The organism is Streptomyces sp. NPDC086989 (assembly GCF_044745505.1).
Classification (GTDB): domain Bacteria; phylum Actinomycetota; class Actinomycetes; order Streptomycetales; family Streptomycetaceae; genus Streptomyces.
In genome coordinates, this window is the sequence record NZ_JBIVAL010000013.1 from 166,806 (window position 1) to 178,226 (window position 11,421).

At 73.0% G+C, this 11,421-nt stretch carries 7 protein-coding genes and 1 pseudogene; 6 read left to right on the top strand and 2 right to left on the bottom strand.

From position 1 onward, the window contains the following. Positions 1–43 precede the first annotated feature (43 nt). The 5 genes from ACIPK4_RS29055 (at position 44) to ACIPK4_RS29075 (ending at position 6,977) form a co-directional block, all read left to right on the top strand. Positions 44–1,714, top strand: a complete 1,671-nt coding sequence (locus ACIPK4_RS29055; protein ID WP_402317823.1) for an IucA/IucC family protein — start codon at positions 44–46, stop codon at positions 1,712–1,714. A 125-nt stretch (positions 1,715–1,839) separates the two neighbouring features. Beyond that, a complete protein-coding gene (locus ACIPK4_RS29060) occupies positions 1,840–2,703 on the top strand; it encodes a winged helix-turn-helix domain-containing protein (protein WP_402317825.1) in 864 nt (287 codons plus the stop codon). Positions 2,704–3,005: 302 nt separating this feature from the next. Then, a complete protein-coding gene (locus ACIPK4_RS29065; RefSeq protein ID WP_402317828.1) occupies positions 3,006–3,947 on the top strand; it encodes a SigB/SigF/SigG family RNA polymerase sigma factor in 942 nt (313 codons plus the stop codon). Positions 3,948–4,128: 181 nt separating this feature from the next. Next, the gene (locus ACIPK4_RS29070; protein WP_376205409.1) at positions 4,129–5,190 is read left to right on the top strand and encodes a glycine betaine/L-proline ABC transporter ATP-binding protein; all 1,062 of its coding nucleotides are present in this window, start codon (positions 4,129–4,131) and stop codon (positions 5,188–5,190) included. Next, positions 5,190–6,977: an ABC transporter permease/substrate binding protein gene (locus ACIPK4_RS29075; RefSeq protein ID WP_402317831.1), complete on the top strand. Its 1,788-nt coding sequence runs from the start codon at positions 5,190–5,192 to the stop codon at positions 6,975–6,977. The genes ACIPK4_RS29070 and ACIPK4_RS29075 overlap by 1 nt, the downstream gene beginning before the upstream one ends. Positions 6,978–7,065: 88 nt before the next feature. Here ACIPK4_RS29075 and ACIPK4_RS29080 read toward each other — a convergent pair. After that, a pseudogene (locus tag ACIPK4_RS29080) lies at positions 7,066–7,230 on the bottom strand (RICIN domain-containing protein); the annotation flags it as partial. 210 nt (positions 7,231–7,440) lie between these two features. On the opposite strand from ACIPK4_RS29080, the gene ACIPK4_RS29085 reads away from it, so the two are divergent. Further along, positions 7,441–10,650 carry a TIM-barrel domain-containing protein gene (locus ACIPK4_RS29085; RefSeq protein ID WP_402317833.1) on the top strand — a complete coding sequence of 1,070 codons (3,210 nt, stop codon included), beginning with the start codon at positions 7,441–7,443 and terminating at the stop codon, positions 10,648–10,650. A 13-nt stretch (positions 10,651–10,663) separates the two neighbouring features. Here ACIPK4_RS29085 and ACIPK4_RS29090 read toward each other — a convergent pair whose 3' ends face one another. Then, on the bottom strand, positions 10,664–11,284 hold the full coding sequence (locus tag ACIPK4_RS29090; protein WP_402317836.1) for a DUF6817 domain-containing protein: 621 nt from the start codon (positions 11,282–11,284) through the stop codon (positions 10,664–10,666). Positions 11,285–11,421: the final 137 nt, after the last annotated feature.

The window sequence follows — 11,421 nt, forward strand, 5'->3', positions numbered from 1 at the left end:
GATCACGGCCGGTGGTACGCCCCGCGAACCCCCGGCGCATGGGATGGACCGAATGGAATCCGTGGACCTCAACGCCGCCGCCGACGCGTACGCCGCAACCCCCTTGCTGAACTGCCTGCTGCGGGAGGCGGCCGATCCCGTCGGGGAGTTCGCCGCCGGACCGGACGGTTGCGCACCGGACGCTCCCGCACCGGGCACTCTGGCACCGGACGGTTCCGCACCGGCCGCTTCGGTACCGGACGGTGCCGCCGGGCGCGTGCACCGGCTGCGCGGCAGCGGCCGCCTGTTGCGGGTGCGGAACGGGCGCCGGCCGCTGCGCCCCGAACTGCGCACCGCCGACGGGTGGCGCCCGCTCAGCCACACCGAACTCGTCAAACTGACCGCCGACGAACTGCGCCGGTACACGGGTACGCCGAACGACGAGCTCCCCGTCGAGATCGCCGACAGCCGCGAGGCCGTCGCCGCGCTGCTGGCCGTCCGCTCCGGCGCCGCGCCCCCGCAGGACCCGTACGTCCTGTCCGAGCAGTCCCTCGTCATGGGACACCCGTACCATCCCGCCCCCAAGGCCCGGGGCGGCGCGCCCGCCGCGAGCTGGCTGCCGTACGCGCCCGAGGCGTACGCCCGCTTCCCCGTGGTCTTCCTGGGGCTGCGCGAGGACCAGGTGGCCGAGGAGGGCGGACCGGCCGCCGCCGGGGCGATCGACGCGCTGGCCGGGCTGCTCGACGGCCCGCGCCCGCCCGCCGGATACCGGCTGCTGCCGGCGCATCCCTGGCAGCTGGACCTGGTCGGCGGCTCGGCGGCCGTGCGCACGGCCTTCGCCGACGGCCGGCTGCTGCGCCTCGGCCCGGGCCGCCGCCCGGCCTGGCCGACCGCCTCGATCCGCACGCTGTACGTACCGGGCGGGCCGGACGAACGGGGCGGCGGCGCGGGCCGCGACCTCTTCGTGAAGTTCAGCCTCGACGTGCGGATCACCAACGACGTGCGCCGGCTGTGGCGGCACGACCTCCTGAAGCTGCGCCGCACGGACGCCGCGGTCGAGGCCGGGTTCACCGCCCTGCGCGCCGCCGGATCGAACGCCGTCTGGCTCGCCGACCGCGGCTACCGGACGGCGTCCTTCGCCTTCGAGGAACTCGCCGTCCTGGTCCGCGACGGCCTGAACGCGCGGTTGGAGCCGGGGGCCACGGCCATGGCGTCCGCCGCGCTCGCGGAGGGGTTCGCGGGCAGCCCGCTCGCAGCGACGGCCGATCCGTCGGGCTGGTGGCGGGCGTACCTGCGCCATGTGGTCCCGCCCGTACTGGACCTGTTCGCCCGGCACGGCGTCGTACTGGAGGCCCACCTGCAGAACAGCCTGGTCGCGGTCGACGCACGGGGCATGCCGGTGCAGGCCCTGTTCCGGGACGCGGAAGGGGTCAAGCTCCTGCCGGAGGTGGAGCGTGCGCGGGCCTGGCAGCGGCTGGTCTACTGCCTGGTGGTCAACCACCTGGCCGAGGTCGCGGCGGCCCTCGCCGAGGCCCATCCGGACACCGCCGCCACGGTGTGGCCGGCGGTGCGCGAGGAGTTCCTGCGCTACGACGCCGAGCGGGGCCTGCCCGAGATCGCGGAACTCCTCTCCGCGCGGTCCCTCCCGGCCAAAACGAACCTGCTGCTGCGCTGGACCCGCGCGGACGGCGCCGCCGCACGGTACGTCCCGCTCCCGAACCCCCTGCGGGCGTAGCCGGTTGGGCCGGATCCGGCCAAGGTGGAGCGGGATCGGCGAGCACCACTCACGCAGAGGTATAGACCAATGCTAGGTTGACCGGCAGACCGCGCAGCCCTTGACCACCCGTCACAGGAGAAGCCATGCCCTCGCCTTCGCGGGGCGGCGGCCCCGCCGTCGCCATGCCCAAGTACCAGCGGATCGCCGCAGCGCTGCGGGACGAGCTCGAACGCGCCGCGCGCACCCCGGGGGGCAGACTGCCCTCCGAGCGCACCCTGGCCGCCCGCTACCAGGTCAACCGGCAGACCGTCCGGGCCGCCCTCCAGCGGCTGCGGGAGGACGGGCTGATCGTCACCGGGCGGCGCGGCACCCGGCCGGCCGTCGGCGCCGTCGCAGGTGCCCCGGGCGTCTCGCGTGCCCCGGGCGCAGCCGCGGGTGCCGCGGCTGCGCCCGGACTCCTCGCCCTCGGAGCCCCCGACCCCGGAGTCCCCGCCCCCGGAGTCCCCGCCCCCGCCGTCCCCGCCGTCCCAGCCCGGCGCGCCGTCGTGCACGACCAGAGCTGGCTCACCCTCGTCAGCGTGCCGCCCTCGCTCGCCGGGCTGCTCGGCATGCGCGGCGGCGACCGGACCCTGGTCCACCACCGCCGCGAGCGCGGCCCGTCGGGGGAGACCCTCCGGGACGCGGTCACCTACCTCTGCCCCCGCGTGGTCGCGGAGGATCCCGAACTCGCCGGCTACCGCGAGCGCCCGGCCGTCCGGGACCAGGACCTCGGGCCCCTGCACCGGTGGCTCGACCGGGCCGCCGGGCACGGGCGGGTCGCCGAGACCCTCACCATGACCCGCACCAGCCACCCGCCGGCCGCCGCGCCGGTCTGCGGTCTGACCGTGCGCCGCACCCTGCACGACGACTCCGGGCGGCTGCTCGCCGTGACCGACCTCGCGTTCCCCACCTGGGACCGGCTGACCTTCCATCGGGACCGCGCGGTGGCGGGGTTCCGCGTCACCTGACGGCGGATCCACAAAAGCGCAGGGCCCCCGCCGAACCGTGTGACCACCGCCAGGCCCTGGGCCGTACGGGCGCCCGCGCGGCCCGGGTTCGACAGGGCAACCACGTGTTCGCACGGAGGAGGAATCCGGGCCGCCGGTCACGCGCGTGCGCGCGTGCCGCGGGTGTGACCCGTGTGCACGCGCGCGCGGGCAAGTGGACGGCACCATTTCCGGCAATTCTTGACGTTTAAGCTGAAAGAGACCACCATCTACGGCAGTCAAGGTCCCGCGCCGCAAGCCGACAAGCCCAAGGAGCGAACCCCATGCCCGCCCCTGCCCCGTCCTCCACTTCCGAAACCGCCGCCGTCCCCCGTCCTCGCCGTGGCACCCAGGCCGCCGCCCGGATCGCGGACCTGCCGCGGATCGAGGAGCCCAGGGAGGTGGCCCCCGCGAATGCGCGGGAGCTTTCGAGGGTGTTCTTCCGGCGGCTGCACGAACTGCCCGAAGGGACACCGGAACACCGGTACGTCCGCAACACGCTCATCGAGATGAACGCCTCACTCGTCCAGTACGCCGTCCGCCGGTTCCGCGGCCGGGGTGACGCAGACGACATCGAGGACATCGTCCAGGTCGGCACCATCGGCCTGATCAAGGCGATCGACCGGTTCGACCCCACCCGCGAGAACGAGTTCGCGACCCTCGCCATGCCGTACATCACAGGCGAGATAAAGCGGCACTTCCGCGACACCTCCTGGGCGGTCCGCGTCCCGCGCCGGCTCCAGGAGCTGCGCATCGACATAGCCAAGGCGAAGGAGGAGCTGACCGCCACCCTGGACCGCTCGCCCACCGTCGCGGACCTGGCCGATCACCTCGGCCTCGCGCAGGAGGACGTCATAGAGGGTCTCGTCGCCGCCAACGGCCACACCAGCGGTTCCCTGGACGCCCCGCACACCGCGCACGCGGACGGCGGCGACGCCTCGGCCGACGGCCACACCCTCGCCGACGTCATGGGTGAGGAGGAACCGGCCCTGGAGCGCGTCGAGGACATCCAGACCCTCGCGCCGCTGCTCGAACAGCTCACCGACCGGGAACGCCGGATGCTGCAGATGCGTTTCGGCCAGGAGCTCACCCAGGCCCAGATCGGCAGCGCCCTCGGCATCTCGCAGATGCAGGTCTCGCGGCTGCTGACCCGTCTCCTGGCCCACCTGCGCGCCTCCATGCTCGAGGACCCGGCCCCCGAGGAGCAGGCGCCCCGGCCGGCGTGAGGTGGGTCACCCGGGCGTTTACCCCGGAGTGCCCCGGGCATTCGCGGGTACCGGAGCGGATCCTTCCGCCGGTCGTCCCCCCGGCCGGCGCAGGCGCGGGCGGATCCCGCACCGCTCCACGGTCTGCGCCCGGCCCCCCGGCCGGGCGCAGACCGTCCCCGGTACGACCCGCGAGGTGCATGTGTCCACGCTCCAGGCCGAACACGTCTACAAGGTGTTCGGAAGACGACCCGCCGACGGCGCCGCCGCGGTCCGCGCGCTGCGAGGCGGCGCCGACCGCGACGACCTGCGCGTCAACGGGACGACGGCCGCTGTGATCGACGCCTCATTCCGCGTCGAGCCCGGCGAGATCTTCGTCGTCATGGGTCTGTCGGGCTCCGGCAAGTCCACGCTGCTGCGCATGCTGAACGGACTGCTCGAACCCACCGAGGGGCGCATCCTCTTCGACGGACAGGACCTCACCTCGCTCTCCCGGCGTGAGCTGCGCCACGTCCGCTCCACGAAGATCAGCATGGTCTTCCAGCACTTCGCGCTCTTCCCGCACCGCAGTGTGCTGGAGAACGCCGCCTACGGGCTGGAGGTCCAGGGAGTCGCCCGCGCCGAGCGCGAGCGGCGCGCCGCCGAGGCGCTGGAGCTGTGCGGGCTCGCCGGCTGGGAGGCGTCCTGGCCCGACGAGCTGTCCGGCGGCATGCAGCAGCGCGTCGGGCTGGCCCGCGCCCTGGCCACCGACGCCGACCTGCTCCTGATGGACGAGTCCTTCAGTGCACTGGACCCGCTGATCCGCCGCGACATGCAGGACCAGCTGCTCGAACTCCAGCAGCGGCTCAAGAAGACCATCGTGTTCATCACGCACGACCTCAACGAGGCCATGCGCCTCGGCGACGGCATCGCCGTCATGCGCGACGGCCGCATCGTCCAGCAGGGCACCGCCGAGGACATCCTGACCCGGCCCGCCGACGACTACGTCGCCTCCTTCATCCAGGACGTCGACCGCTCCCGGGTGCTCACGGCCGACGCCGTGATGAGCGGCCCCGTCGCCGGGAGCTGCGCCTGCGGCTGCCCGAGCGTCACCGCCGACACCCCGCTCGCCGACCTGTGCGCCGTCAGCGCCCGCGTCCCGCACCCCGTCGCCGTCACCGACGCGTCCGGGACCGTCGTGGGCTCCGTGGCGCAGGACCGCCTCGTCGCCTTCATCGGTGACGAACAGCGCGCCCCGGTGCGCTGCGCGGAGGTGGCCGCCTGATGCCCCGCCTGCACCTCGGCGCCTGGGTCGACAGCGGTGTCGACTTCCTCCAGCGCCACCTGTCCTGGCTGTTCGACGCGATCAGCGCGCTCGTCACCGGCCTGTACGACGGCATCCACGCGGTGCTCGACGCGCCCGCCCCGCTGCTGTTCGCCGGCATCCTCGCGGTCGCCGCGTGGTGGCTGCGCGGGCTGCTCGCCGCGCTCCTCGCCTTCGCCGGCTTCGCGCTCGTCGACTCCGTCGGCCTGTGGGGCGACGCGATGGCCACGCTCTCCCTGGTCCTGGTCGCGACCCTCGTCACACTCGTGTTCGCGGTCCCGCTCGGCATCCGGGCGTCCCGCTCCGACCGGGTCAGTGCCGTCCTGCGGCCCGTCCTGGACTTCATGCAGACGATGCCGGCCATGGTCTACCTGATCCCCGGCATCATCTTCTTCGGCGTGGGCGTCGTGCCGGGCATCATCGCGACGATCATCTTCTCGCTGCCGCCCGGCGTCCGGATGACCGAGCTCGGCATCCGCCAGGTCGACGCGGAACTCGTCGAGGCCGCCGACGCCTTCGGGACCACCCCGCGCGACACCCTGGTGCGCGTGCAGCTGCCCCTGGCGCTGCCGACCATCATGGCCGGCGTCAACCAGGTCATCATGCTCGGCCTCTCCATGGTCGTCATCGCCGGCATGGTCGGCGGCGGCGGGCTGGGCGGCGCCGTCTACCGGGCCATCGGCAACGTCGACATCGGCCTCGGCTTCGAGGCGGGCATCTCCATCGTCATCCTCGCCATGTACCTGGACCGGATGACCGGGGCCCTGGGCCGCCGGGTCTCCCCGCTCGGCCGCCGCACCCTGGCCAAGGCACAGGCCGCCGCGAGCGGCGCCGCCAAGCTGTGGAACCACCGCCCCCAGCCCGCCTACGCCGTCACCGGGGCCGTGGTGCTCGCCCTCGTCGCGGGCGGCCTCAACACCTTCGGCGGCTCCGGGCAGCCGGGCGCCGCGGCCGACGGCATCGGCAAGGGCCGCAAGATCAGCATCGGCTACATCCCCTGGGACGAGGGCATCGCCTCGACCTACCTGTGGAAGGAGCTCCTGGAGCGCCGCGGTTTCCAGGTCGAGGCCCGGCAGCTGGAGCTCGGCGCCCTGTTCACCGGGATGGCGGGCGGCCAGGTCGACTTCCAGACGGACGCCTGGCTGCCGGTCACGCAGGCCCAGTACTGGGAGAAGTACGGGAACAAGCTGGACGACCTCGGGTCCTGGTACGGCCCGACCTCCATCGAGCTGTCCGTCCCCTCCTACATGAAGGACGTCACCTCCCTCGCCGACCTCAAGGGCAAGGGCGGCGAGTTCAAGGGCCGGATCATCGGCATCGAGCCCAGCGCGGGCGCGATGGGGATCCTGAAGGGCAAGCTGCTCAAGGAGTACGGCCTCGACGGCGAGTACCGGGTCGTCGACGGATCGACGCCCGGCATGCTCGCCGAACTGAAGCGGGCGTACGAGAAGCGGGAGCCGGTGGCGGTCGTGCTCTGGTCGCCGCACTGGGCGTACGCCTCGTACGACCTGAAGAAGCTGGAGGACCCCAGGGGAGCCTGGGGCAAGGGTGACGGCATCCACACCCTGGCCCGCAAGGGCTTCGCCGCCGACGAACCGGAAGTGGCCTCCTGGCTGCGCTCGTTCAAGATGACCGAGGCCCAGCTGACCGGCCTGGAGGCCGAGATCCAGGAGGCGGGCAAGGGCAACGAGCAACAGGCGGTCCGCAGCTGGCTGAAGGACCACCCGGAGATCGCGAAGGCCGCGTGACCACCGCACGGCGGTGAGGGCGCCGGCGGTCGTCGCAGGAGCGCGCTCCGCCGACCGCCGGCGCCCCCACCCGTGGGGCCCTGGATGTCCAGGCACACTTGCCGCTGTTCTGATTGACGACGTTCCAGTACCCGTCGGCCGTGCGGCGGAGCGTCCACTTCTGGTTCGCGTCGTCGTCCGGGCGGCAGCTCCACTGGTGGACGTTGCCGCCGTCGTCCTTGGACCACGCCTCCACATCGGCGCACTTCGAGGAGTCCTGTTCACGAGCTTGGTCGGGCGGCCCGGTTCACCGCAGAAACGGCACGCCGACCCCTGTGCACCATCCAGCTGATGCGTGCTCAAAGCTGCTTGATTGGAGACGATTTCGAGCAGCATCCTTCAAGTGATCTCCGTGGGGCGCTATCTTGCCAGGCGCATGCCAAAGCGGTGTGTCCGTCATCCGGACCGCACGAGGAGCTGCCCCATGAGATTCATCCGCATCCCCAGCAGCATCCGCATCCTCAAGAAGCCCAGGCGCCGGCGCGCCTCACCGGCCGCGCTGCTCGCCGGCGCCCTCACCGTCGCGGGTCTGGCCGCCGCCGGACCGATGACCTCCCCGGCCGCGGCTGCCCCGGCTCCGGCCACGGCGGGCAACGCCACCGGACTCACCCGGTCCGGGAACACCTTCACGGTCACCACCACCAGCGGTGCCAAGGCCCGCGTGATCGTCGCCCGTGCCGACATCTTCCGGCTGTGGCTCTCGCCCGACGGCTCCTTCACCAACGACCCGGCCGGCTCCGACCTCGCCCCCACCACCGACTTCGGCTCCGTGGACTCCGCCTCGACCGACGCGGGCGCGTACTACAGGATCACCACCGGAGCCCTGAACATCCGCGTCAACAAGACGCCCCTGCAGTTCTCCGTCTACCGCGCCGACAACTCCACCCTCGTCTGGCAGGAGACCCAGCCCACCTCCTGGACGGCCGCCCGGACCACCCAGTACCTGGCCCGCGGCGTCGACGAGCAGTTCTACGGGACAGGCCTGCGCCTGGGCGAATGGGCGCTGCGCGGGAACACCGTCCCGGTGGCCGTCGACAACAAGTGGCGCGAGAACAACAACGCCAGCCCGGCCCCCTTCTACATGTCCACCAACGGCTACGGCGTCATGCGCAACACCTGGGCGCCCGGCTCGTACGGTTTCAACGCTCCGACCACGCTCAGCCACGACGAGAAGCGCTTCGACGCCTGGTACTTCACCGGAGACTCGCTGAAATCCGTACTCGACGCCTACACCGATGTGAGCGGCAAACCGTTCATGGCACCGATGTGGGGCCTGGAACTCGGCAACGCCGACTGTTTCAACGCCTCCAACCCCGCATACCAGGGCGACCACGACCGCCTGCGCCACCAGACCACGCCCGACGTGGTCGGCTACGCCGCGGACGCCCGCGCCGCCGACATGCCCTCGGGATGGTTCCTGCCCAACGACGGCTACGGCTGCGGCTACACCGCGCCCCTGAAATCCACGGTCGACGCCCTGAAAGCCAAGGGCTTCCAGACCGGACTGTGGACGTCCACGGGCCTCGGCTCCATCGCCGACGAGGTCGGCACGGCCGGCACCCGCGGCGTGAAGACGGACGTCGCCTGGATCGGAGGCGGCTACAAGACCGCCTTCACCGGCGTCCAGCAGGCCGTCGACGGCATCGAGAAGAACTCCGACGCCCGCCGCTACGTCTGGACCGTCGACGGCTGGGCGGGCACCCAGCGCAACGCCGTCGTCTGGACCGGCGACACGAACGGCACCTGGGACGACATGCGCTGGCACGTCCCGGCCATCGCCGGCGCCGGCCTGTCCGCCCTCAACTACGCCTCCGGCGACGTCGACGGGATCTTCGGCGGCAGCCCCGAGACGTACACCCGCGACCTCCAGTGGAAGGCCTTCACGCCCGCCTTCATGACCATGTCCGGCTGGGGCGCGACCAACCCGGCCGCCGGCTACCAGGACAAGCAGCCCTGGCGCTTCGCCGAGCCGTACCTCTCCATCAACCGCAAGTACCTCCAGCTCAAGATGCGGCTGATGCCGTACCTGTACACCATGAGCCGCACCGCGCACGAGAGCGGAGTGCCGAGCACCCGCGCCCTGGTCCTGGAGTACCCGGACGACCCGGTGGCCCGCGGCAACCTCACCAGCGGCCAGTTCATGGCCGGCGACTCCTTCCTCGTCGCGCCGGTGGTGTCCGCCACCTCCGTCCGCGACGGCATCTACCTGCCCGCCGGGACCTGGACGGACTACTGGACCGGGAGGACGTACGCGGGACCGGGCTGGCTGAACGGCTACCGGGCGCCGCTCGAGACCCTGCCCCTGTTCGTCAAGGGCGGCGCGATCGTGCCGATGTGGCCGCAGATGAACCACACCGGGGAGAAGCCCGTCTCCACCCTCACCTACGACATCCACCCGCGCGGGAACTCCTCCTTCAGCCTGTACGAGGACGACGGGATCACCCGCGCCCACCAGTCCGGCGCCTACGCCCGCCAGCAGGTGGACGTCACCGCCCCGGCCACCGGATCCGGCACGGTCACCGTCTCCGTCGGCGCCCCGACCGGCAGCTACGCCGGCAAACCGGCCGCACGCGGCTACGAGTTCACCCTCCACGTGGCCTCCGCCCCGGGCGCGGTGACCGCGGACGGCGTCGCCCTGGCCCGCACGACGTCCAAGGCCGCCTACGACGCGGCCGCGACCGGCTGGTACTTCGACCCCGCCGACCGCGGCGGCATCCTGTGGGTCAAGTCGGGTACGAGGTCGGGCGCGTTCGGCATCACCGTCACGGGCACCTCCGTCCCCGCGGCCGACCCGGTCCCGGCGACCTCCGCCCCCGTCCCGCAGGCGGCGTGGACCCTGGTCTCCGTCGACAGTCAGGAGACCGCCGCCGAGAACGGCGCGGCCAAGAACGCATTCGACGGCGACCCGGCCACGATCTGGCACACCGCCTGGTCCTCGGGCACCCCGGCCGCGCTGCCGCACGAGATCCGCATCGACCTCGGCGCCCGCTACGCCGTCGACGGCCTCGGCTACCTGCCCCGCCAGGACGGCGGCGTCAACGGAAGGATCGGCGGCTACGAGGTGTACGTATCCGACACCACCACCGACTGGGGCCAACCGGTGGCGGCCGGCACCTTCGCCGACACCGCCTCCGCCACCTCGGTCCCCCTGTCCGCCAAGACGGGCCGCTACCTGCGCCTGAAGTCCCTGACCGAAGCCGGCGGCCGCGGACCCTGGACCAGCGCCGCCGAGATCAGCCTCACCGGGCGCGCCGCCCCGCTCCCGGCCGGAGCCACCCTCGTCCAGGCCGCCTCCGCCCGCTGCGCCGACCTGCCGCACAGCGTCACCGCACCGGGCACCGAACCCACCCTGTACACCTGCCACGGCGGCCCCAACCAGCGCTGGAGCCTCCAGGCCGACGGCCGGGTCACCGGCCTGGGCGGGGTCTGCCTCGACGGGACGAGCACCTCCCGGGTCACCGTCCAGACCTGCGGCGCAGCAGCCGGCCAGAGCTGGCAGCCGGGAGCGGACGGCAGCCTCCGTACGCTCGGCCAGTGCCTGACCCCGGTCGGTGCCGGCACCGCCGACGGCACGCAGCTCACCCGAGCCGCCTGCGACGGGAGCCCGGCGCAACGCTGGACGTTCACGCCCTGACGCCGGTCGCGGCTCAGGGCGCGGCGCCGCCGAGCACGGCACGGCAGTCCCGCCGGGCCGGCTCGCTCAGCAGACCGCCCAGCCGGGTGAACAGCGCGAGGAGCGCGGGCCCGTGGGCCGCGCGGAAGGAGGGGTCGATCCGGGCGATGTCCAGTTCGTTCGCGGCGGTCAGCTCCGCGAAGTCCCGCCGCGCCTGCAGGCCGGGGGAGTGGGCCCGGCCGGTGAACCGGTCCCGGAACGCCACGGTCTGCGCGTCGGCGGCGAGCGTCGGCAAGGAGGCCGCGCGGTCACAGCCGGCGTAGAGACGGACGATCTCCTCGGCCTCCGCCCCGATCACCGCCGCCAGTTCCGCGCGCCGGCCGACCGGGAGCAGGGCGGTGGCGAAGCCGTCCGTGCCGTAGAACGCGTGGCACAGGCCCGCGAGGCGCAGCTCGGGCCGCGCTCCCCACGCACCGAGCTGCGCCCCGACGCGTTCCAGGTGGGCGAGCAGGGTGCCGCCGGGGTGGTCGACGTGCTGGGCGCCGAGCTCGTGCAGCAGCGCGAGGGCGCGCGCCTCGCGATCCCCGGCCGGTGTCGGTGTCGGTGTCGGTGTGGGTTCCGGGTTCGGGTTCGGGGTCGGGTCAGGTGTCGGCATGGGCGTGGTCCTTTCGTCGGGACGGGTCGACACCCGTCCCCGCCCGCGCCAGGTCCGGACCGTGGCGCGGGCGGGGACGGGTTGCCGCCTTGGGGCCCCGCATCGAGCTTGATCCACTCCGAAACCCAAGTCAATCC